Annotated in this window: 20 protein-coding genes; 11 read left to right on the top strand and 9 right to left on the bottom strand. The window is 72.8% G+C overall.

Features of this window, described 5'->3' with window-relative positions:
- Nucleotides 1-8: 8 nt before the first annotated feature.
- Entirely contained in the window at nt 9-1,466 is a 1,458-nt protein-coding gene (locus tag AB0K25_RS17475) for a HAMP domain-containing sensor histidine kinase (protein WP_219469252.1), read from the top strand.
- A gap of 1 nt (nt 1,467) precedes the next feature.
- Here AB0K25_RS17475 and AB0K25_RS17470 read toward each other — a convergent pair whose 3' ends face one another.
- The 4 genes from AB0K25_RS17470 to AB0K25_RS17455 form a co-directional block, all read right to left on the bottom strand.
- On the bottom strand, nt 1,468-2,370 hold the full coding sequence (locus tag AB0K25_RS17470; RefSeq protein ID WP_219470843.1) for a TAXI family TRAP transporter solute-binding subunit: 903 nt from the start codon (nt 2,368-2,370) through the stop codon (nt 1,468-1,470).
- A gap of 170 nt (nt 2,371-2,540) precedes the next feature.
- Nucleotides 2,541-3,209: a hypothetical protein gene (locus AB0K25_RS17465; RefSeq protein WP_219469255.1), complete on the bottom strand. Its 669-nt coding sequence runs from the start codon at nt 3,207-3,209 to the stop codon at nt 2,541-2,543.
- A 95-nt stretch (nt 3,210-3,304) separates the two neighbouring features.
- Nucleotides 3,305-4,111, bottom strand: a complete 807-nt coding sequence (gene yaaA, locus AB0K25_RS17460) for a peroxide stress protein YaaA (protein ID WP_357536063.1) — start codon at nt 4,109-4,111, stop codon at nt 3,305-3,307.
- Between the two features lie 22 nt (nt 4,112-4,133).
- A complete protein-coding gene (locus tag AB0K25_RS17455) occupies nt 4,134-5,762 on the bottom strand; it encodes a hypothetical protein (RefSeq protein ID WP_363821130.1) in 1,629 nt (542 codons plus the stop codon).
- A 310-nt stretch (nt 5,763-6,072) separates the two neighbouring features.
- Here AB0K25_RS17455 and AB0K25_RS17450 point away from each other — a divergent pair, with 310 nt between their 5' ends.
- Nucleotides 6,073-7,113 carry a phosphatase domain-containing protein gene (locus AB0K25_RS17450; protein WP_308291075.1) on the top strand — a complete coding sequence of 347 codons (1,041 nt, stop codon included), beginning with the start codon at nt 6,073-6,075 and terminating at the stop codon, nt 7,111-7,113.
- A gap of 30 nt (nt 7,114-7,143) precedes the next feature.
- On the opposite strand, the gene glgB is transcribed toward AB0K25_RS17450, so the two are convergent.
- Both glgB and AB0K25_RS17440 read right to left on the bottom strand, forming a co-directional pair.
- The gene (glgB, locus tag AB0K25_RS17445) at nt 7,144-9,246 is read right to left on the bottom strand and encodes a 1,4-alpha-glucan branching protein GlgB (protein ID WP_363821127.1); all 2,103 of its coding nucleotides are present in this window, start codon (nt 9,244-9,246) and stop codon (nt 7,144-7,146) included.
- Nucleotides 9,234-11,474, bottom strand: coding sequence for a maltotransferase domain-containing protein (locus AB0K25_RS17440; RefSeq protein ID WP_363821124.1), 2,241 nt, complete (start codon nt 11,472-11,474; stop codon nt 9,234-9,236). Before AB0K25_RS17440 ends, glgB begins: the two co-directional genes overlap by 13 nt.
- Before the next feature lie 192 nt (nt 11,475-11,666).
- Here AB0K25_RS17440 and AB0K25_RS17435 point away from each other — a divergent pair, with 192 nt between their 5' ends.
- On the top strand, nt 11,667-11,951 hold the full coding sequence (locus AB0K25_RS17435; RefSeq protein WP_357536053.1) for a hypothetical protein: 285 nt from the start codon (nt 11,667-11,669) through the stop codon (nt 11,949-11,951).
- A gap of 70 nt (nt 11,952-12,021) precedes the next feature.
- On the top strand, nt 12,022-12,333 hold the full coding sequence (locus tag AB0K25_RS17430; RefSeq protein ID WP_357536051.1) for a hypothetical protein: 312 nt from the start codon (nt 12,022-12,024) through the stop codon (nt 12,331-12,333).
- A gap of 267 nt (nt 12,334-12,600) precedes the next feature.
- On the opposite strand, the gene AB0K25_RS17425 is transcribed toward AB0K25_RS17430, so the two are convergent.
- Together AB0K25_RS17425 and AB0K25_RS17420 are read right to left on the bottom strand one after the other, a co-directional pair.
- Nucleotides 12,601-12,828: a winged helix-turn-helix domain-containing protein gene (locus AB0K25_RS17425; RefSeq protein ID WP_357536049.1), complete on the bottom strand. Its 228-nt coding sequence runs from the start codon at nt 12,826-12,828 to the stop codon at nt 12,601-12,603.
- Nucleotides 12,829-13,000: 172 nt separating this feature from the next.
- On the bottom strand, nt 13,001-13,228 hold the full coding sequence (locus tag AB0K25_RS17420; protein ID WP_282272687.1) for a winged helix-turn-helix domain-containing protein: 228 nt from the start codon (nt 13,226-13,228) through the stop codon (nt 13,001-13,003).
- Between the two features lie 214 nt (nt 13,229-13,442).
- Here AB0K25_RS17420 and AB0K25_RS17415 point away from each other — a divergent pair, with 214 nt between their 5' ends.
- The 4 genes from AB0K25_RS17415 to AB0K25_RS17400 are packed head-to-tail and all read left to right on the top strand — an operon-like array spanning nt 13,443 to nt 15,604.
- Nucleotides 13,443-13,640, top strand: a complete 198-nt coding sequence (locus AB0K25_RS17415; RefSeq protein WP_357536047.1) for a hypothetical protein — start codon at nt 13,443-13,445, stop codon at nt 13,638-13,640.
- 16 nt (nt 13,641-13,656) lie between these two features.
- Nucleotides 13,657-14,859, top strand: coding sequence for a helix-turn-helix domain-containing protein (locus AB0K25_RS17410; RefSeq protein WP_363821118.1), 1,203 nt, complete (start codon nt 13,657-13,659; stop codon nt 14,857-14,859).
- 60 nt (nt 14,860-14,919) lie between these two features.
- Complete coding sequence (locus AB0K25_RS17405; protein WP_282272693.1) at nt 14,920-15,159, top strand: AbrB/MazE/SpoVT family DNA-binding domain-containing protein; 240 nt, start codon at nt 14,920-14,922, stop codon at nt 15,157-15,159.
- Nucleotides 15,149-15,604, top strand: coding sequence for a type II toxin-antitoxin system VapC family toxin (locus AB0K25_RS17400; protein ID WP_363821115.1), 456 nt, complete (start codon nt 15,149-15,151; stop codon nt 15,602-15,604). The genes AB0K25_RS17405 and AB0K25_RS17400 overlap by 11 nt, the downstream gene beginning before the upstream one ends.
- Before the next feature lie 52 nt (nt 15,605-15,656).
- On the opposite strand, the gene glgA is transcribed toward AB0K25_RS17400, so the two are convergent.
- Nucleotides 15,657-16,859 (bottom strand): glycogen synthase, encoded by a 1,203-nt coding sequence (gene glgA, locus AB0K25_RS17395; protein ID WP_363821112.1) that lies wholly within the window; start codon nt 16,857-16,859, stop codon nt 15,657-15,659.
- 95 nt (nt 16,860-16,954) lie between these two features.
- Between glgA and glgC the strand changes: the two genes are divergently transcribed.
- The 3 genes from glgC (at nt 16,955) to AB0K25_RS17380 (ending at nt 21,321) form a co-directional block, all read left to right on the top strand.
- Nucleotides 16,955-18,187 carry a glucose-1-phosphate adenylyltransferase gene (gene glgC, locus AB0K25_RS17390; protein ID WP_363821109.1) on the top strand — a complete coding sequence of 411 codons (1,233 nt, stop codon included), beginning with the start codon at nt 16,955-16,957 and terminating at the stop codon, nt 18,185-18,187.
- A 68-nt stretch (nt 18,188-18,255) separates the two neighbouring features.
- Nucleotides 18,256-19,893 (top strand): phosphoglucomutase (alpha-D-glucose-1,6-bisphosphate-dependent), encoded by a 1,638-nt coding sequence (pgm, locus tag AB0K25_RS17385; RefSeq protein WP_363821106.1) that lies wholly within the window; start codon nt 18,256-18,258, stop codon nt 19,891-19,893.
- A gap of 285 nt (nt 19,894-20,178) precedes the next feature.
- Nucleotides 20,179-21,321, top strand: coding sequence for a hypothetical protein (locus AB0K25_RS17380; protein ID WP_363821103.1), 1,143 nt, complete (start codon nt 20,179-20,181; stop codon nt 21,319-21,321).
- The last annotated feature ends 5 nt before the right edge of the window (nt 21,322-21,326 follow it).

Below are 21,326 nucleotides of genomic sequence, written 5' to 3'. Positions count from 1 at the left end.
GGCAGCCGGTGCGGCGTCGACTGGTGATCAGCTACCTGCTGCTGATGGTGCTGGTGCTCCTGGCGTTGGAGACGCCCCTCGCGGCGACGCTGGCGTCCCGGGAGACCGACCGGGTCCGGGCCGACCGGCTCGCGGACGCGACCCGGTTCGCCTCGCTGGCCGGGCCGGCGCTGCGGGGCGGCGGCGCCGGGCCGTTGACCGGCGAACTCGTCAGCTACGACCAGCTGTACGGCATCGGAGCCGCGGTCGTCGACCGGGACGGCCGGGCGCTGGTGGTGTCGACGAGTTGGCGTACGGGCCGGGACACCCGGGCGGCGCTGGACAGCGCGTTGGCCGGGCAGCAGTTCAACGGGCCGGACTCGGTCTGGCCGTGGGTGGACGGCCCGCTGGTGGTGGCGGTGCCGATCAACGACGGTGGTGAGGTGCTCGGCGCGGTGGTCACCAGCACCCCGGTGGCGAAGGTCCGGCGCACGGTCACCGCCTGGTGGCTGCTGCTCGCCGGGATCGGCCTGCTCGCCGTGCTGGCCTGTGTCTCCACCGCGTTCGGGCTGGCCGGTTGGGTGTTGCGCCCGGTGACCGAGCTGGACGCGGTGACCCACGAGATCGCCGAGGGGGACCGGGGCGCCCGGGTGCAGGACCGGTGGGGGCCGCCCGAGCTGCGCCGGTTGGCAGCCAGCTTCAACCACATGGCGGTGGTGGTGTCCGACGTGATGGACCGGCAACGGGCCTTCGTCGCGCACGCCAGCCACCAGCTGCGCAACCCGCTGACCGCGCTGCGGCTGCGGGTCGAGGAGCTGGGGCCCAGCGTCACCGACCAGGCCGGCCAGGTCGAGCACCGGTTGGCCCTGGAGGAGACCGACCGGTTGGCGCTGGTCCTCGACGGGCTGCTCACCCTGGCCCGCGCGGAGCGGGAGCAGAACGAACGGGTCACCGTGGACGCGGCGGCGGTGGCCGCGTCCCGGGTCGCCGCGTGGGAGCCGCTGGCCCGGCACCGGTCGGTCACCCTGCTCCTGGCGGCGTCCGGCCCGGCGTACGCGCGGACCGTGCCGACCGCCGTCGACCAGGCGCTGGACGCGCTGATCGACAACGCGATCAAGTTCAGCGGGGAGGGCGGCGAGGTGACGGTGGCGGTCCGGCACGTCGACGGGGGCACCGCGCTGGAGGTGCGCGACACCGGCCCGGGGATGACCTCGGAGCAGCTCCACCAGGCCACCGAGCGGTTCTGGCGGGCCCCGGACGCGCAGAACATCGAGGGTGCCGGTCTCGGCCTGACCATCGTGGCGGTGCTGGTGGACGCCTCCGACGGTCGGCTCACCATGCATCCGGGTCAACCGCGCGGTCTGGTCGCCGAGCTGTGGTTCCCCGGCCCGTCCGACATCGCCCCCCCGTCGGACACCGGCTCCCCGTCCGACGCCGACTCCCCGCCGGACGCCGTCGTCCCCGCCCTGCCCGGCGGGGCGGGCTGAGTCAGGGTTTGGCGGACCGGTACCAGGCGGCTGCGCCCGGGTGCAGCGGTAGCGGGGTGGTGGCGATCGCCGAGCGGGGACTCATCCGGCCGGCTGCCGGGTGGGCGGCGGCCAGCTCCGACCGACGTTCCATCAGCAACCGGGTCACCTCGCGCACCAGGGGCTCCGGCAGGTCCGCCCGGACGATCAGGTAGTTGGGGTTGGCGACCGTGGTGACCGGGTCCACCCCGTACACCGAGCGGGGGATGTCCCGGGAGACGTACACCTCCCGGTAGGCGCGACGTAGCGGCTCGGTCCACTCGCCCAGGTTCACCAGCCGGATCGAGGTGGCGTCGGCGAGCGCCTTCACCCCGCGTACCGGCAGGCCACCGGAGAAGAAGAAGGCGTCGATCCGACCGGCCCGCAGCGCGGCCACCGAGTCGTCCAGCCCGAGGTGTTCCTGCCGGACCTGGTCGCCGCCGAGCCGGGCCACCTCCAACAGCCGGGTCACCGTGACCTCGGTGCCGGACCCGGCCGCGCCCACCGAGACCCGCCGTCCGCGCAGGTCGGCGAGGTCGCGGATCGGTCCGCCGGCGGTGGTGACCAGGTGCAGCAGGTCGTCGTAGACGCGCGCCACCGCGAGCACCTTCGGTGGGCCGTTCGGGTGGGTGTCGAGCACGTCGGCCTGGGTGAAGCCCAGCTCGGCGGCACCGGAACCGACCAGCCGGACGTTCTCGGCGGAGGCGGCGGTGACCACCACGCCGGCCCGGACACCGGGCATCTCGCGGTTGAGGACGGTGGCCAGCGACTGGCCGAAGGCGTGGTAGACGGCGGTCGGGCTGCCGGTGGCGATCCGGATCCGGACCGGTTCGTCGGGGGAGTCCTGGCAGGCGACCAGCCCGCCGAGCACCACGACCAGCAGCATCAGCAGCGCTGTGCCGGCGGAGGCGGACCGCCGGCCGCGCCCGGTCCGGCGACGGCTCACGCGGTGCACTCTGCGCCGTCACCGCCCTCGGCGCAAGCTCAGACGGCCGGTGCCGGGCCTGACCGCCGGGTCAGCCCGCTGCGGAGTGGACGCCTCGACGTCCGCCGCGCTCAGGCCGGGGCGGGCTGCCGGGCGGGGGCCAACGCGGCCCGCTCCATGATCCGCAGCCGGTCCGGCCCGTCGGCGACGCTGACCACCAGGCAGCCGGTTCCCGGTCGCAGCAGCGCCGGCACCTCCAACTGGGCCGCCGACCGGACCAGCACGGCGGCCAGTTCCCGGTCGGCCAGCCGGATGCCGAGGATGTGCCGCCGGACGTGCCGGCCGCCGGCCAGCAACGCCGAGCGCCAGGCCGCCGAGGCGAGCCGGGTCCGCCAGGCGGCCCGGGGGGTGGACGAGCCGACGGCGGGGCCGAGCAGTTCCCGCCGTCCCTGCCGCCAGCCGGCCTCGCGTAACGCCGTGTACCCGGGCACCTGCGCCGTCGGCACGTGCAACCGGTGCAGCTCGTAGCGGCGACGCAGGCCACCGGTGGCCACCTCGTGCTCGACGGGGACGCCGAGCCGGACGAGCAGTTGCCGCATCCGCAGCGCGGCGTCCTCCCGGTTGAACTCCACCACCGCCCGTGGTGGGGGTGGTGTCGGGCGGTGCGTGGCGACGGCCGGCGTCGGCGTGCAGCGCACCAGGCAGGCCACCTCGAACGCGTCGGCCAGGGTCAACCAGTCCAGCGGTGGTGGGGACGCCGGGGGGCGCGGCCGGTCGAGCAGGCGGGGTTCGGAGGTCATCGGACCGCTCCTTCTCGACGGGGGTTCCCCTACGGTCGCCTGCCGGTCCGCCGGCCTCCAGCCATCGGCACCGGATTTGAGGAAATCTTGCGTTCCTAGAGTTCGGTCACCACCACGTCGACCTGACGGGGGCGGCCCGCCGTCACCGGCTGCTCCTCGACCGGGTACTTCAGGTCACGCAACGCGCCGATCAGGGCGGTCGCGGTGCGCGGCCGGGCCCCCGCAAGCAGCAGGTCGCGGACCAGCCGGCCCTTGGTGGCCTTGTTGAAGTGGCTCACCACCGTGCGTTCCCCCGGCCGGCGTTCGTGCAGCACCCGCACGGTGACCGTCCGGGCGGCCAGCTCCGCCGGCGGCGTCCAGGTCGCCGCATAGGCGGCGGACCGCAGGTCCAGCACCGGGCCGCCGCCGGCCGCCGCCGTCAGCACCGGCGACAACACCCGCCGCCAGTACGCCGACAGCGCCCCCACCCCCGGCAGCCGCGCCCCGATCGGGCACCGGTACGGCGGGATCCGGTCGGTGAGGCGTACCGCGCCCCACAGGCCCGAGCTGACCAGCACCGAACGGCGGGCCGCCCGCAGCGCCCCGGGCGGCAGGGTGGCCAGGCCGAGCGCCTCGTAGAGCACCCCGGTGTAGACCTGCCCGGCCGGTGCGGTGGCGGCCCGGTCCAGCCGGGCGTTGCGGGCCAGCTCGCCCCGCTGACCGGCGGTCAACCCCAGGGCGGCCAGGGCGGCGTCGGCGACACCGGGCCCGTCCGACCGGTCGGCGGCACCGAGGGCCATCAGCGCGGTCAGCACCTCCTCGCGGGCCGGGGTCAACTCGGGCAGGGAGAGCCGGGTCAGGTCTAGCCGACGACCGGTGCCGGCGTCGGCCTTGCCCTCGGAGGGCGGCAGCAGGATGAGCACCCGGAAAGCGTACGGGCCGAGGTCAGCGCCACGGCCGGACGGCACTCGCCGGGTGGTACACCCGGTATCCGGCGACCTCGACCAGCCGGGCGGGGTCGGCCCCGTCCCCGAGCAGCCCCCGCAGCCGGCGCTCCGCCGGGGAGTCCACCGGCAGCACGTACCCGGGTCGTTGCGCCCCCTCCACCCGCCGCCAGTACGGTCGGTAGCGGTTCTGCCCGGGGGTGAGTTGCCCGTCGAGCACCGCGCAGACCACCCGCTCACCGGTGTCGAAGGTCAACCGGTTGCAGGTCCAGTAGTCGCCGTAGACCTCCCGCAGGCCGGTCCGGCGCACCGCGTCGGCCAGCTCCCGGGCCCGCCGCTGGTCGGCCCGGGGCGCGTCCAGCGCCGTCAGGAACAGCCCGGTCGCCACCACGGCGGTGGTGGTCAACCCGGCCAGCACCGCCGTGGCGCTCGCCCCGACCAGCCGACCGACCACCCCGACGGTGCCCCGCCAGCAGGCCGCCGCCGCCAGCCACAGCGGCCACAGCACCGCCGGCAGGGAGATCTGCACCACCGCCAGGTAGCGGGCGTTGACCAGCGGGTCGGTCGCGGCGGGCGGACTGCGGACGTACGACAGCAGGGTCAGGGCGGCACCGGCGATCAGGGCGAGTTGGGCGACGGGCCGGACCCGCACGGCGGTCGGCCGGCCCGTGGTCCGGCGGTAGCCGACCAGGGCGAGCCCGGCGGCGGCGACCAGCAGCACCGGGTAGAGCACCCCGAACCACTCCTGCCGGCGGGCGCACCCGGTGACCTGGCAGAGGCCGGTGGCCAGCGGCACCCCGGTCAGCAGCCCACCGCGCACCCGGTCGACCAGCGGCGGCGTCGGCCCGGTGCCGGCGCTGAGCTGGCGCAGCACCGACCACGAGTCCGCGCCCGGCGGGGCGACCAGGTTGTCCCCGACCAGCGGGGCCACCCCGACCGCGAACCCGGCCACCAGCAGCAGCCCCGACCAGCCGAGCAACTCCCGGCGGGTGGCGTAGACCAGCAGCACCCCGGCGACCGCCAGGTAGGGGGCGAGCAGCCAGTCGGACCAGAGCGCCGCTCCGGCGCACACCCCGGCCAACCCCACCGCCGCCCGTCGCCACCCGGGCCGCCGCCACCGGCCCCGTCGCCCCGCCAGCCCCACCGCGATCAGCAGGATCGCCAGCACCATCGGTTTGCCCTCGGGCCGCCCGCCGACCACGGTGAGCTGGTCGCGGACCACCCGTTCGGTGCCGAGCGCCAGCAACCCGACGGTGAAGGTGGCGAACCACGGCCCGTAGAGCCGCCGGCTCAGCCGGTGCGACAACCAGAGGAAGAGCGCGTACGACGCGACGAGCGGCAGCCGTAGCACCGGCCAGGACGGTCCGGCCAGCGCCACCAGCGGGGCGGCCAGGTAGGACTCGATCATGCCCATGTAATGCTGCCCGTAGAGGAAGACCGGGTGTTCCCGGCCGGCGGCGATGTGCAGCGCGGCCAGCCCGAAGGTCGCCTCGTCGCTGTTCGCGGCGGGCACCGTCAGCAGGGTCAGAACCAGCCGGTAACCCACCCCGGCCACCCCGAGCAGCAGCGCGACCCGCGCCGGACGGTCCAGCCGTGCGCGGTCGGGCGGTACACGTGTCGACACGACCAACGCCCCCGTCGTCGTCCCGACCGGAGTGTGTCACGCCTGCCGGGCCTCCCGGGCCGGATCGGTCCAGCCGACCCGCTGCCGGTCCGCGCCCGCCCGACGCGCCCGCCCGACTGGTCTCCCGTCCGGACTGACTCGCTTCCCGTCCGGCCCGGCCCGACTCGTTTCCCGTCCGGCCAGGCCCGGCTCGTTTCCGCCCGGCCCGGGGCGTCGGACGTCTGGTGCGTGCGCCGCCGTCCACCTGGGCGCTCGACCCGCTGTGCTCCTGGTCGCTCGCCTGGCCGCTGCCGGACTCCTGTGGCAGGGTTGCAACGTGCCCTCCACCACCGCGAGCCAGCTGGCCGTACCCACCCTGCACCGGGCCGCGCGGATCGAGGACGCCCTGCACCAACTGGTCGAGCGCCGGTTGCGCCGCACCGGCTGGCAGCCCAACATCGTCGCGTACGCCGGTTACGGCGCACCCGGTTGGGCCCGGGTGATGTGCCGGGTGCTGCTCAGCCGCCCCGACCGGCGGCAGGGCCGGCTGGAGAAGGTACGCGGCTGGCGCAGCTTCGCCACCCTGCCCGCCAAACATGTCGAGGTCACCATCGAGGCCGGCGACGGCGTACACACCGCCCGCGCCGACCGCAGCGGCTTCGTCGACACCATGGTCAAGGCCAACTTCGCCCCCGGCTGGGCCTCGGTGCGGCTGCGGGTCGCCGACGCCGAACCGGTCGAGGCGCTGGTCCGGGTGATCGACCCGGAGGTGCGCCTCGGCATCCTCTCCGACATCGACGACACGGTCATGGTCACCGCGCTGCCCCGGCCCATGCTGGCCGCGTGGAACACCTTCGTCCTCGACGAGCACGCCCGCACGGCGGTGCCGGGCATGGCGGTGCTCTATGAACGCCTGGTCACCGCCCACCCCGGCAGCCCGGTGTTCTACCTGTCCACCGGCGCGTGGAACGTCGCGCCGACGCTGACCCGGTTCCTGTCCCGGCACCTCTACCCGGCCGGTCCGCTGCTGCTCACCGACTGGGGGCCGACGGCCGACCGCTGGTTCCGCAGCGGCCGGGAGCACAAGCGGGCCACCCTGGCCCGGTTGGCCGCCGAGTTCCCCGACGTGCGCTGGCTGCTGATCGGCGACGACGGGCAGCACGACCAGGAGATCTACCGGGAGTTCGCCGCCGCCCACCCGGAGAACGTCGCCGGGGTGGCGATCCGCAGGCTCTCCCCGACCCAGTCGGTGCTCGCCGGTAGCCTGCCCGTGCCGAACGACCGGCCGTCGTCGGCGGGGCCGGTGGGGCAGAAGTGGCTCTCCGCCCCCGACGGCGCCGGCCTGTGGAAGCTGCTCCGCGACGCCGGCCTGGTCTGAGCTGCCCGACCGGCGTGCAGCGCGGGTGGGTCAGTCGCGGCGCAGCCAGAGTACGCCGAGCGGGGGGACCCGCAGTGCCACCGAGGCGGGCAGGCCGTGCCAGGGGACGTCCTGGGCGTGCACCGCGCCGAGGTTGCCCACGCCGGAGCCGCCGTAGTGGTGGGCGTCGGTGTTGATCACCTCGGTCCAGGTGCCGCCGGCCGGCAGGCCGACCCGGTAGTCCTCCAGCGGGCCCGCGGAGAAGTTCGCCACGCAGACCAGGGTCGCGCCGTCCGGGGCGATCCGGACGAAGGAGACCGCGTTGTTGGCGACGTCGTCCCCGGCGATCCAGCGGAACCCGGCCGGGTCGGTGTCCTGCGCCCACAGCGCCGGGGTGTCCCGGTAGGCGGCGTTGAGGTCGGCGACCAGCCGCTGCACCCCGGCCCGCGCCGGATCGTGCAGGAGGTACCAGTCGAGGCCGCGTTCCTCGCTCCACTCCCGGTCGTCGCCCAGCTCACAGCCCATGAAGAGCAGTTGCTTGCCCGGGTGCGCCCACATGTACGCCAGCAGCGCCCGTACGTTGGCCAGCCGTTGCCAGGTGTCGCCGGGCATCTTGCCGGCCAGCGAACCCTTGCCGTGCACCACCTCGTCGTGGCTGATCGGCAGCACGTAGTTCTCGCTCCAGGCGTACGCCAGGGAGAAGGTGAGCTGATGGTGGTGGTGCTGCCGGTAGATCGGGTCCTTGGCGGTGTAGAGCAGGGTGTCGTGCATCCAGCCCATGTTCCACTTGAAGCCGAAGCCGAGCCCGCCGTCGGCGGTGGGCCGGGTCACCCCGGGCCAGGCGGTGGACTCCTCGGCGATCATCACCACCCCGGCGTGGTGCTTGTAGACGGTGGCGTTGACCTCCTGCATGAAGGCGATCGCCTCCAGGTTCTCCCGGCCGCCGTGCTGGTTGGGCAGCCACTGCCCCTCGGGGCGGGAGTAGTCCAGGTAGAGCATCGAGGCGACCGCGTCGACCCGCAGGCCGTCGATGTGGAACTCGTCGCACCAGTAGAGGGCGTTGGCGACCAGGAAGTTGCGCACCTCGCGGCGACCGAAGTCGAAGACGTACGTGCCCCAGTCGGGGTGCTCGCCGCGGCGCGGGTCGGGGTGCTCGTAGAGCGGGGTGCCGTCGAAGCGTGCGAGGGCCCACTCGTCCTTGGGGAAGTGCGCGGGCACCCAGTCCAGCAGCACCCCGATGCCGGCGGCGTGCAGCCGGTCGACCAGGTGCCGGAAGTCGTCCGGGTCACCGAACCGGGAGGTGGGCGCGAAGTAGCCGGTGACCTGGTAGCCCCAGGAACCGCCGAACGGGTGCTCCATCACCGGCAGGAACTCCACGTGCGTGAAGCCCATCTCGGTGACGTACGTGGTGAGCTGTTCGGCCAGCTCCCGGTAGCTGAGGCCGGGCCGCCACGAGCCGAGGTGCACCTCGTACACGCTCATCGGTTCCCGGTGCGGCTGCCGGCAGGCCCGCTGCTCCAGCCACCGCGCGTCGGTCCACTCGTAGCGGGACCGGTGCACCACCGAGGCGGTGGCCGGCGGCACCTCCGCGTACGCGGCCATCGGGTCGGCCTTGTCCCGCCACCGCCCGTCGGCACCGAGGACGCGGTACTTGTAGCGGGCCCCCTCCGGTGCGCCGGGCACGAAGATCTCCCAGACGCCGCTGGATCCGAGGCTGCGCATCGGCCAGCCGTCGTCGGGACCCCAGCCGGTGAAGTCGCCGACCACGCGCACCCCACCGGCGTTCGGGGCCCACACCGCGAAGGCGACACCGCCGTCGCGGACCTGCGCGCCGAGCGCCTCCCAGAGCCGTTCGTGCCGGCCCTCGCCGATCAGGTGCAGGTCCAGCTCGCCGAGGGTCGGCGGGTGGCGGTAGGGATCGTCGGTGACCCAGCCGTCGACGTCGACCCGGTAGTCGAGCACGCTGCCCTCGACGCGGGCCTCGAAGACGCCGACGTCGTGCACCCGCTTCATCGGGTGCCGGTCGTCGCCGACGAGCAGCGTCACGTCGCCGGCGCCCCGCCGCAGGGTGCGGATCGTGGTCCACCCGTCGGCGGGGTGCGCGCCGAGCAGGGCGTGCGGGTCGTGCGTCGCGCCGGCGATCAGCTGGTCCATCGGTCGTCCTTCGGGGCGGGGTCGGTCGGGGTGCTGCCGTGCGGGGCACGGCCGGTCCTGGAGCCACCGGTCCGGGCGCGGCGGGCCCTGGCGGGGCGGGGCGCGGCGGGGCCGGTCGGCTGGTCGGCCTCCGGGGCGGGGGTGGTGGGCGCGGTGCCGCCGGAGAGTTCGGCGGGCACCTCCGTCACGGTCAACTCGGCCGGTTCCGCGCCGGCCGGCAACTCGGCCGGTTCCGCGCCGGCCGGGATCTCGGCCGGCGGGTTCGGCGGGCGGCGGACCGTCAGCACGTGCGCCGGTTGCAGGTACGGGTCGAGCCGCACCGCGTTGCGCTGCCCCCACTCGTAGCTGGCCCCGGTCAGCTCGTCGTGCACGGTGAACCGTTCGTGCCAGTCGAAGCCCAGCGCCGGCATGTCCAGGGTGGTGTTGCCCCACTGGACGGTCTGGGAGTCGAACGAGCAGACCACGATGACCGTGTCACCGGTGTCCGGGTCGTGCTTGGACCAGCACAGCAGCGTCGGGTTGTCGATGTCGTGGAAGACCAGGTTGCGCAGCCGGTGCAGGGCCGGGTGCTCGCGGCGTACCCGGTTGAGGGTGGCGACGAACGGGGCGAGCGAGCGGCCGTGTGCCTGCGCGCCGGCCCAGTCCCGGGGGCGCAGCTCGTACTTCTCGTTGTCGAGGTACTCCTCCGCGCCGGGGCGGGCGACGTGCTCGAACAGTTCGAACCCTGCGTAGATGCCCCAGGAGGGGCTGAGCAGGGCGGCCAGCACCGCGCGGATCTTGAACATCGGCGGTCCGCCGTGTTGCAGGGACTCGTGCAGGATGTCCGGGGTGTTGGGCCAGAAGTTGGGCCGCATCCAGTCGACCGAGGCGACCAGTTCCTCGCAGTACTCGCGCATCTCGGCGGCCGTCGTGCGCCAGGTGAAGTAGGTGTACGACTGGGTGAAGCCGACCTTGCCGAGCCCGTGCATGATCGCCGGCCGGGTGAACGCCTCGGCCAGGAAGAGCACGTCCGGGTCGGTGCGCTTGACCTCGGCGATCAGCCAGTGCCAGAAGTCGAACGGCTTGGTGTGCGGGTTGTCCACCCGGAAGATCCGGACGCCCTCGCCGATCCAGTGCCGCACCACCCGCAGCACCTCGGCCCGGATGCCCTCGGGGTCGTTGTCGAAGTTGACCGGGTAGATGTCCTGGTATTTCTTGGGCGGGTTCTCCGCGTACGCGATGCTGCCGTCGGCGCGGGTGGTGAACCACTCCGGGTGCTCGGTGACCCACGGGTGGTCGGGGGCGCACTGCAACGCCAGGTCCATCGCCACCTCCAGGCCCTGCTCGGCGGCGGCGGCGACGAAGTCGCGGAAGTCGGCCGGCGTACCCAGGTCGGGGTGGATGGCGTCGTGGCCGCCCTCGGCCGCGCCGATCGCCCACGGCGAGCCGACGTCGTCGGGGCCGGCGGTCAGCGCGTTGTTGCGGCCCTTGCGGTTGACCCGGCCGATCGGGTGGATCGGCGGCAGGTAGAGCACGTCGAAGCCCATCGCCGCGACCCCGGGCAGCCGGTCCGTCGCGGTGACGAAGGTGCCCGAGCGGGCCGGGGCGTCGACGGTGGCCGGGACCGCGCCCTCGGAGCGGGGGAAGAACTCGTACCAGGCGGAGAAGAGCGCCCGGGGGCGGTCCACCCAGAGCCGGTGCGCCGCGCCGGTGGTGACCAGTTCCCGCACCGGGTGGGCCCAGAGCAGGTCGGCCAGGTCCAGTGCCGGGGCGACCCGGCGGGCCAGCTCGGCCTCCTTGTCGCCCAGCGCGGCCACCGCCACCTCGACCCGCCCGACGTCGCCGGTCGGTACGAGGTCCAGGGCGGCGGTCAGCACCCGCACGCCCTCGGCCAGGTCGTTGGCCAGCTCGGCCGCGCCCTGCCCGGCGGCGACCTTCTTGGTCACCGCGTTCTGCCAGGTCAGGTAGGGGTCCTGGAACGCCTCGACGGTGAACGACCACTCGCCGACGGCGTCCGGCCGGATGGTGGCGTGCCAGCGGTCCTGCCCCGGTTCGCCCGGACGCATCCGGGTGAACGGGCGGGCCGCGCCGTCCGGGCCGTGCCAGACCACGTTGCAGCCGAGCGCGTCGTGCCCCTCCCGGTAGGCGCGTGCCGACACCGGTACCACCTCGTCGACCACCGCCTTGGCCGGGTAGCGACCGCAGGCGACGACGGGGGAGACGTCTTCGATCGGGAACCGTCCGCTCACCCGCTCAACCTACTGTGCGAGATCCTCTCGCGCTCAATCAAGCGGCTCCTTCTCCCGCCGACCGTCCCGTCGGACGTTCGCCCAGCCCCGGACACGTGGCGTTGCGGGAAGATCACCGCCTGTGTATGGTCGGCCGGGTCAATCGACAGATCACGATCTGGAGGTAGGATGAAACGGCTCAAATCTCGCGCGGTGACCCTCCTGGCAAGCGCCACGATCGTCGGCCTCGCGGTGGTCGCGGTTCCCGGTGGAGCCGCCCAGGCCGGCTACTACCAGTACCGGAAGTGCTCCGACGCGGTCTCGCTCTCCTTCTTCGTCGACAGCACCTCGTCGACCACGCGGTGGCCGCACTCGATCGGCTGGAACAACGTCATGTACGCGGCGCAGGAAGCCAACGGCCGCTACCACGTCTCGCTCTGGGACACCTCGGGTGACACCAACGGCTGGGTCAGCACCGCCTGGGTCCGCGCCTGCTGAGCCGGCCCCGTGTCGGCGATGACGCCGACGCGGCCCGTACCCACCACACCCGACGACCCGGAGGTACCCCGTGAGCACGACCAGCAAGCGCGCGTTCGCCCTCCTGGCGGTAACCGCCCTGACCAGCCTCGGCGCGGCCGTGGCCACCGGTGGCGCCGCCCAGGCGGCCTACTACCAGTACAGCAAGTGCTCCACCGCCGTCAGCCTGTCCGTGTTCGTGGACAGCACCTCGTCGACCACGAAGTGGCCGCACTCGGTCGGCTACAACACCCGGATGTTCGCGGCGCAGGAGGCCAACGGCCGCTACCACGTCTCGCTGTGGAACGACAGCGGCGACACCAACGGCTGGGTCAGCACCGCCTGGGTACGCCCCTGCTCGTAGCCCTCCCCGCTGCGGTGGGCATCCGTCCCGCCCGTAGCTCTCCGGCGGTGCTGCACGCGGCCCAGCCGTGCGGTAGGTCCCTGCCCCCCTCTCAGGCCCCTGCCCCGCGTCGGATCCCCTCCCCGCGTCACCTGTCCGGAGACACGTGTGCCCGGCTGACATCCCCCCTGCCAGCCGGGCACACGTCTTACCTGCGAGTGAGTGGCGCAGGGTGCCGGCTCCCACCGCCGGTTAGCCGGCCGCATCCGCTGTGCTGGGCGGGGATGTTCAGGTGGCGGGAGTCGCGGCGACGTACAGGCCGGCCCCCTGAACGCCGACGATGATCCCGTGGGCCTGTAGGAGCATCACCGCTTGCTGCACGGTCGAGACGCTTGCCGAGTAGAGCCGGGCCAACTCGGCGTAGGTGGGCAGCCGGCTCTCCGGCGGGTACTCGCCCTGCTGGATGCGGGCGTGCAGGTCGGCGGCGATCTTCCGGTAGCCCATCGGGATGGTCATGGAGCCTGCCTCCGTCCGGCAGTACTTTCGTCGGAGACCCGTATGACTGTCAGGCATTTTTATGCCTGACAGTCATACGACCTTCCGGAGAGTGGTACCCCTGTCGGGGTTACGCATTGTGCGGGCGGGCTATCTACTCCGGGCTGTCGGGTGTCCAGCAGCGGTTCCCGCGCTATGCGGGAGGCTTCGGCGCGACGAACGACCCCTTGCCCTGGTGCACCTCGATCCAGCCCCGCTCATCCAGGATCCAGAGCGCTCGTTTGATCGGGTTGTCGGACGAGCTGTACTGCTGGGCGAGTTGAGCGATCGTCGGCAGTCTGTCGCCGGGTTTGAGCGTGCCGCTGCGGACCGACGCGATGACGTCGTCAACGACCTGTTCATAGACGGGCTTGCGGGGCATGGGACCACCTCTCGTCAGCCGGTCCAGAATCTCACCAGGCGCGACACGGTGTGGACTCTGTGTTGACTCAGGTACCTGAGGGTCCTAAGTTGGTTCCTGTCGGGAGGCTCTCTCGTCAGCAGCGGAGCGCCTTCCGGCCCGATTGGCAAGCTGGCACAACCGCCCGGCCGTCGGCCGTGGCCTGCATCTTTGGTGCACCCAGGAGGAGAACGGGATGGATGAGCGTCCACATCAGGGGCCGCTGCGAGGGGCGTATCCGGTGCCGGGTGGTCCTGCTCCGCTGCCGGATGGCGACCGGGTGCCAGTGCCGGTCCGGCCGCGTCGCACGGCGCTGCGTCGGCGGCGGTTCGCCTACGGTGTGGCGGTCGCGGTGTGCGTACTCGTGCTGCTCGTGGTGGGGATCGTCCGGTGAGCGGGACGGGCCGGCGGTGAACGAGCTGCCGGTGGGCCGCCGGGTCGCCCAGTGGCGGGTGCGGCGCAACATGACGCAACAGCAGTTCGCCGACCATCTCGGCAAGTCGAAGAGCTGGGTCGACAAGGTCGAGCGTGGGGTACGCCGGCTGGAGCAGGTGTCCCACCTCCGGATGGTCGCCGAGACGCTGCGCATCGACCTGGAGGTGCTGCTCGCCGGGTCGGCGGGGGAGTCGGCGCGACCGGAACCCGCTGCCACCGGCGTCGAGCCGGTGTTGGCCGCGCTGGCCCGCTACCACGTCGAGACACCGGCCCGGCCGCCCGACCTGGCGGAACTGCGCGCCCGCCTGGCCCACGCGGAGCAGAGCTACCGGCACGCGCGCTATCCGGAACTGCTCGTCCTGCTGCCCGGCCTGGTCGACGGGGTCCGCGCGGCGCGGGCACTCCGGCCCGGTCGGGCCACCGACGGGCTGCTCGCACGGGGGTACGGCCTGGTCGCGCTGGTGCTGCTCAAGGTCGACCGGCCGGAGGTGGCCTGGCTGGCCGCCGACCGGGCGGTGGCCGCCGCGCAGGTCACTAGGGACCCGTGGGTGGCCGCCGCCGCCACGGTGCCGCTGGCCCAGGCCCTGCGCCACGGCGGCCGGCGGCGGGCCGCGCTGGAGGCCGCCGCCGTCGCCGCCCACCGCCTCCTGCCGGGGCGTTCCGCGGGCACGCCATGGGCGACCTCATCGACGACCGGTGACGACCAGTCAACCGACCCGGCCCTGCTCGCCACGCTGCTGCTCCAGGCCGGCCTGGCCGCCGCCGGGCGGGGTGATGGCCGGGCCGCCCGGGATCTGCTCGGCCGGGCCGGCCGGGCGGCCCGTGATGCCGGGGCCGAGGGCGGCGGCGCGGCGGTGGAGGCCGCGCGGGTGGTCGCCGAGGCCGCCCTCGGCGAGGTCACGGCGGCGACAGTACGCCACGAGCGGCTGGTGGCCGGCGACGAGTGGCGGTGGCTGCCCCCTGAGCACCGGGCCGCGTACCTGCTCGACGCCGCCCGTGCCTACGTGCTCGACGGCAACCTGCTCCGCGCCGGCCGGGCGGTGCTGGAGGCGGAGCGCACCGCGCGCAGCGAGGTGCACGACCGCCCGGCGGTCCGGCCCCTGGTCGCCGTGGTGGCCCGTTCCGCCGCCGCCCCACCGGCCCTGGTCCACCTCGCCGCCACCCTTCACGTCACCTGAGAGCAGCCAGGCAGAGACCTGCGACACGTATCATGTGTATTACGTATCTAGGGGGCTGCCGTGAAGTTGAACAGCAAGGGTCAGGTGACGATCCCGGCGGAACTGCGGGTCCGGTACAACCTGCACGAGGGTGATGAGGTCGACGTGATCGAGGAAGGCGGCGCACTGCGTATCGTGCGGGTCAGTGACGCCGAGACCCGTGGTCAGCGTCTGGTCCGGCACATGCGCGGCAGGGGCAATGCGCCGGAGGTGCAGGGCATGTCGACCGAGGACCTGATGGACCTACTCCGTGGGGAGTGAACGGATCCGGGCTGTCGCCGCTCGGGTGCCGGAGACGGTTGCCACGCTGGTCGACACCAACGTCCTGTTGGACGTCTTCACCGAGGACCCGCAATGGGCCGACTGGTCGGCTGAGGCCCTGGCCAGCGCCCGCGACGCGGGCCTTCTGGTGATCAATCCGATCGTGTATGCCGAGGTTTCAGTGCGATTCGAAGGTGTCGAGGAACTCGACGCCGCGCTGCCCGCCACAGATTTCCTCCGTGAGGAACTGCCCTACCCGGCGGGCTTCCTGGCCGGCAAGGCGTACGCGCGTTACCGCAGGCAGGGCGGCACCAAACGTTCGCCAATCGCCGACTTCTACATCGGCGCGCACGCCGCAGTGTGCCGCTATCGCCTTCTCACCCGTGACAGCAGCCGCTATCGCTCGTACTTTCCGACGCTGCGGCTGATCACGCCCGGCGAGTAGCGGCCGTCCTTCGCCTGGCCCGCGCGGCGGTAGCCCAGGGCGGGAACTCGCCCTATGCCAGGAGTGAGCGGTACAGCTCCAGGGTCTGGACGGCGATGGCGTCCCAGGAGAAGTGCTCCACGGCCCGCTGCCGGCCGGCGAGACCCAACGCCTCGGTGCGCTTCGGGTCGGCCAGCAGCTCGTTGATCGTCGCGCCGAGGTCGGCGACGAAGCGGTCCGGGTCCAGCGGGTTGCCGCTGCCGTCGCCGGCCTGCTCGATCGGCACCAGCAGCCCGGTCTCGCCGTCGGCGACCACCTCGGGGATGCCCCCGGTGGCGGTCGCCACCACCGCCGTCTCGCAGGCCATCGCCTCCAGGTTGACGATGCCCATCGGCTCGTAGACCGACGGGCAGACGAAGACGGTGGCGTGGGTGAGCACCTGGATCACCTCGGGCTTGGGCAGCATCTCGGCCACCCAGACCACCCCGGACCGGTTGGCCCGCAGCTCGGTGACCAGCCCCTGCACCTCGGCGGCGATCTCCGGGGTGTCCGGGGCTCCGGCGAGCAGCACCAGCTGGGTGTCGGCGGGCAGCTCCCGGGCGGCGCGCAGCAGGTAGGGCAGGCCCTTCTGCCTGGTGATCCGCCCGACGTACACCACGCTGGGGCGGGCCGGGTCGATGCCGAGCCGGTCCAGCACGTCGGTGCCGTGGTCGGGGGCGTACTGGGCGGTGTCGATGCCGTTGTAGACCACCCGGACCCGGTCCGGGTTCACCGCCGGATAGGCCGTCAGCACGTCCCGCCGCATCCCCGCACTCACCGCGACGATCGCGTCGGCGGACTCCATCGCCGTCCGCTCGCACCAGGAGGAGAGCGCATAGCCGCCGCCGAGCTGCTCGGCCTTCCACGGGCGCAGCGGCTCCAGGCTGTGCGCGGTCACCACGTGCGGCACCCCGTACAGCAGCTTGGCGGTGTGCCCGGCCAGGTTGGCGTACCAGGTGTGGCTGTGCACCACGTCGGTGCCGGCGCATCCGGCGGCCATCGCCAGGTCGACGCCCATGGTGCGCAGCGCCGCGTTCGCGCCGCTCAGGCCGGCCGGCTCGGGGTACGCGGTGACGCCCGGCTCGACGCGCTCCGCGCCGAAGCAGTGCACCCGGACGTCGGCGAGCCGGCGCAGCTCCCGGGCCAGGTACTCGACGTGCACCCCGGCACCGCCGTACACCTCCGGCGGGTACTCGCGGGTGAGCAGGTCCACGCGCAGCGGGGCGGAGTCGGTCATGCCCGGCACCCTAGTGCAGAAACCGGCCGCGCACCGGTCACGGAACTGTGCCCGTACGAGTGGTGAAGTCGCAGCGGTATGGATAGCGTCTGGTCATGGCTGCCAAGGTGCTCGCGATCGTCCTGGCCGGCGGAGAGGGCAAGCGCCTCATGCCGCTCACCGCGGACCGGGCCAAGCCGGCCGTCCCGTTCGGCGGGATGTACCGCATGGTCGATTTCGTCCTGTCCAATCTGGCGAACGCCGGCTTTCTCAAGATCGTCGTTTTGACCCAGTACAAGTCCCACTCCCTGGACCGGCACATCACCAAGACGTGGCGGATGTCGACGCTGCTCGGCAACTACGTCACCCCGGTGCCGGCCCAGCAGCGTCGGGGCCCCTGGTGGTTCGCCGGCTCCGCCGACGCGATCTACCAGAGCTTCAACCTGATCAACGACGAGCAGCCGGACTACGTGATCGTCTTCGGCGCCGACCACATCTACCGGATGGACCCCCGGCAGATGGTCGACGACCACATCGCCTCCGGGGCGGCGGTCACCGTCGCCGGCATCCGCCAACCGCTGTCGATGGCCGACCAGTTCGGCGTGATCGAGGTCGGCGAGGACGGCAAGCGGATCCGGGCGTTCCGGGAGAAGCCCACCGACGCGGTCGGCCTGCCCGACGCCCCCGACCAGATCTACGCCTCGATGGGCAACTACGTCTTCTCCACCCGGGCGCTCTGCGAGGTCGTCGAGCGGGACGCCGCCGACAAGACCAGCAAGCACGACATGGGCGGCAGCATCATCCCGATGCTCGTCGAGCGGGGCGAGGCGAACGTCTACGACTTCAAGGACAACGAGGTGCCCGGCAGCACCGACCGGGACCGGGGCTACTGGCGGGACGTGGGGACGCTCGACTCGTTCTACGACGCGCACATGGATCTGATCAACGTGCACCCGGTGTTCAACCTCTACAACTTCGACTGGCCCATCTACACCGACCAGCCGCCGTACCCGCCGGCGAAGTTCGTCCACCAGTGGGGCGAGCGGGTCGGCCGGGCCGTCGGCTCGATGATCTCGCCCGGCGCGGTCATCTCCGGCTCGCTGGTGGAGAACTCGGTCGTCTCGCCCAAGGTCAAGGTGCACTCCTGGGCGCAGGTCGACGGCGCGGTGCTGATGGAGGGCGTCGAGGTGGGCCGGCACGCGGTGATCCGCAACGCCATCCTCGACAAGAACGTCTTCGTGCCCGAGGGCGCCGAGATCGGCGTCGACCTGGAGAAGGACCGGCAGCGCTACACCGTCTCCGACAACGGCGTCGTCGTCATCGGCAAGGGTCAGCGCGTCGAGCCCTGAGCCGGGTGTGACCCGGCCGACGCCGGGGAAGACAGCGCACCGACCCGTACCCCAAGGAGGTTTCCGCAGTGGCCCACCCCCGTGCCGGACAGCCCGCCGAGCCCGCCGACCTGGTCGACGTGCCCCGGCTGGTGACCGCCTACTACGCCGAGCACCCGGACCCGGACGACCCGGCGCAGCAGGTCTCGTTCGGCACCTCCGGCCACCGGGGGTCCAGCCTGCGCAACGCCTTCAACTCCGACCACATCCTCGCCGTCACCCAGGCGCTGTGCGACTACCGCCGCCAGGAGGGCCTGACCGGGCCGCTCTTCCTGGCCCGGGACACCCACGCGCTGTCCGCCCCCGCCGAGGCCGACGCGCTGGAGGTGCTCGCCGGCAACGGGGTGACCGTGCTGCGGGACAGCCGCGACGGCTACACCCCCACCCCCGCGCTGTCGCACGCAGTGCTCACCCACAACCGGGGCCGCACCGACGGGCTCGCCGACGGCATCGTGATCACCCCGTCGCACAACCCGCCCGACGACGGCGGCTTCAAGTACAACCCGACCAACGGCGGGCCCGCCGACACCGACGTCACGAGGTGGATCCAGGACCGGGCCAACGCCATCCTGGCCACCGGGCTCAAGGAGGTCAGGCGCATCCCGTACGCGCGGGCGCGCGCCGCCGACACCACCGGCACGTACGACTTCCTCGCCGGCTACGTCGACGACCTGCCGTCGGTGCTCGACATCGACGCGATCCGCGACGCCGGGGTGCGGATCGGTGCCGACCCGCTCGGCGGGGCCAGCGTCGCCTACTGGGGTGAGATCGCGCAGCGGCACCGCCTCGACCTCACCGTGATCAACCCGTTGGTCGACCCGACCTGGCGGTTCATGACCCTCGACGGCGACGGCAAGATCCGGATGGACTGCTCGTCGCCCAACGCGATGGCGTCGCTGATCGCCGCCCGGGACCGGTTCCAGGTCTCCACCGGCAACGACGCCGACGCCGACCGGCACGGCATCGTCACCCCCGACGGGGGCCTGCTCAACCCCAACCACTACCTGGCGGTGGCGATCGGCCACCTGTTCCGGACCCGGTCGCAGTGGGGGCCGGCGGCGGCCGTCGGCAAGACCCTGGTCTCCTCCTCGATGATCGACCGGATCGCCGCCGACCTGGGCCGACCGCTGCTGGAGGTGCCGGTCGGCTTCAAGTGGTTCGTCTCCGGGCTGCTCGACGGCACGGTCGGCTTCGGCGGCGAGGAGAGCGCCGGGGCGTCGTTCCTGCGCCGCGACGGCAGCACCTGGACCACCGACAAGGACGGCATCCTGCTCTGCCTGCTCGCCGCCGAGATCATCGCCACCACCGGCCGGACCCCGAGCGAGCACTACGCCGCACTGACCGAACGCTTCGGCGCACCCGCGTACGCCCGGATCGACGCTCCGGCCAGCCGGGAGCAGAAGGCGGTGCTGGGCCGGCTCTCCCCGGAGCAGGTCACCGCCACCGAGCTGGCCGGCGAGCCGATCACCGGCATCCTGACCAGCGCTCCGGGCAACGGCGCGTCCATCGGCGGGCTGAAGGTGACCACCGAGTCGGGCTGGTTCGCGGCCCGGCCGTCGGGCACCGAGGACGTCTACAAGATCTACGCCGAGTCGTTCCAGGGGCCCGAGCACCTGGCCCAGCTCCAGCAGGAGGCGAAGACCCTGGTCGACACCGTGCTGGGGTAGTGCCGACCGGCACCCGCGCGCCCCGTCCGGCCACCGGACGGGGCGCACGCCGTGCGGCCCCCGATGCCCGGAGTTTCCCCTCCGGAGCGTTTCGTGGACCTCGCCTCGCTCGTTGCGCATGCGGCGACCGAAAACGGGGAGGGGCGGACGATGACCTGGTCCAGGGCGGTCTCCGACCCTGGCTCCGCAATCGATGTCGGCTACTCCCGGGCAGCCCGTCCGGCCCGTGCAGCGTCGTCGGGACGCCATCGGGAACTGGTCGGTCGGCTGCTGCGCTGCTATCCCGTGAGCTTCCTGGTGCTCGCCCCGTACGCGCTGTTGATCTTGCCGATGGCGGTGGTCAATGACAACCCGCGTACCGGTTTCATCGTGTTCCTGGTGGGCCTGGCATTGCTGGGCAGTGTCTCCGGGGAGACGTTCTGTCTGCTCCTCGGACGGCCCGATCCGCAGTGGCGGCGCGGCATGCGCCAGGCGACCGCCCGGTACCCGGGGATCTATCCGGTGGCCCGCCTGGTCGTGCTGGTCAGCATCGCGGCCGAACTACTGGGAGCGCACCTCGGGGAGGGGAACCTCGTCGCGCAGATCTCCGAGGAGGTGTCCGACACGCCGATGGTGGCGCTGACCAAGTTGTTCTCCGGTTGGGCGGCGCTCGGGTTCGCGCTGCTGGTCGCCAGTCACCTCGGCGGCTACCTGTCCAAGGTGAAGCTGTACGGCTGGCTGGGCGCGCTCGTCGCCACCAAGGCCGTCGTCACCGTGCTGACCGCCCTCACGGCGCCCCTGATCGCCTTCGTCTTCTTCGCGGTCACCGCCGGGGTGATCTGCGGCGTGTTCCGGTTGCGGTACCTGATAGTCGGCACGCTGATGCTGGTGCTGCTGTGGCCGGCCATGTTCGACTACCGCAACGGGCTACGGGAGGACCAGGGCGTCGCGGTGGACGACGCGGTCACCGCGACGGACCGGATGCGCCTGGACCGGCAACTGACGGTCGTCGCCGCCACGGAGGTCCCCGTCGACCTCGGCCAGCCCGAGGGCGTCGACTACCTCAGGTACGGTCTGGTGCCGCGGCTTCTGGACCCCGACCGGCCGGCTCTGACGACCGGGCAACGGATCAACCGGTACCTCGGCGGTAGCCGGACGTCGGCCTCCAACTTCCTGTTGCTGGGCAACATGTGGTTCTTCGAGGGTCCCGACGGGGTGGTGGCCGTGCACGCCTTCTGGGCCGGGTTCGTGGCGCTGCTGCTGCGCTGGCGGGGCCGGCCCGGCCCGGCCCGGTTGAGCCTGGTCTGCCTGGTGTTCTCCGACGCGTTGCTGTGGTCCGGCACCTACCCCGACTCGATGATCGGGTTCCTGCAACACGCGGTGTGGGCGATGACGGTCTTCTTTCTGTTGTGGTTGGCCCGCAGCTTCCCCGGCCGGGCGCCCGCATGACCCGC

It is taken from the genome of Micromonospora sp. NPDC049257 (genome assembly GCF_040678915.1).
Classification (GTDB): domain Bacteria; phylum Actinomycetota; class Actinomycetes; order Mycobacteriales; family Micromonosporaceae; genus Micromonospora; species Micromonospora antibiotica.
This window is presented reverse-complemented; position numbering and strand designations above follow the sequence as displayed.

Coding starts and splice junctions, on each gene's coding strand:
- AB0K25_RS17470 (WP_219470843.1), bottom strand. CDS start 2,370: ATGCTGCTGGTCGTGGTGCTCGGCGGGCTGGTCGCCTGCCAGGACTCC.
- AB0K25_RS17465 (WP_219469255.1), bottom strand. CDS start 3,209: ATGACCTCCGAACCCCGCCTGCTCGACCGGCCGCGCCCCCCGGCGTCC.
- glgB (WP_363821127.1), bottom strand. CDS start 9,246: ATGGACCAGCTGATCGCCGGCGCGACGCACGACCCGCACGCCCTGCTC.
- AB0K25_RS17425 (WP_357536049.1), bottom strand. CDS start 12,828: ATGACCATCCCGATGGGCTACCGGAAGATCGCCGCCGACCTGCACGCC.
- AB0K25_RS17420 (WP_282272687.1), bottom strand. CDS start 13,228: ATGCCCCGCAAGCCCGTCTATGAACAGGTCGTTGACGACGTCATCGCG.
- AB0K25_RS17415 (WP_357536047.1), top strand. CDS start 13,443: ATGGATGAGCGTCCACATCAGGGGCCGCTGCGAGGGGCGTATCCGGTG.
- glgA (WP_363821112.1), bottom strand. CDS start 16,859: ATGACCGACTCCGCCCCGCTGCGCGTGGACCTGCTCACCCGCGAGTAC.
- glgC (WP_363821109.1), top strand. CDS start 16,955: ATGGCTGCCAAGGTGCTCGCGATCGTCCTGGCCGGCGGAGAGGGCAAG.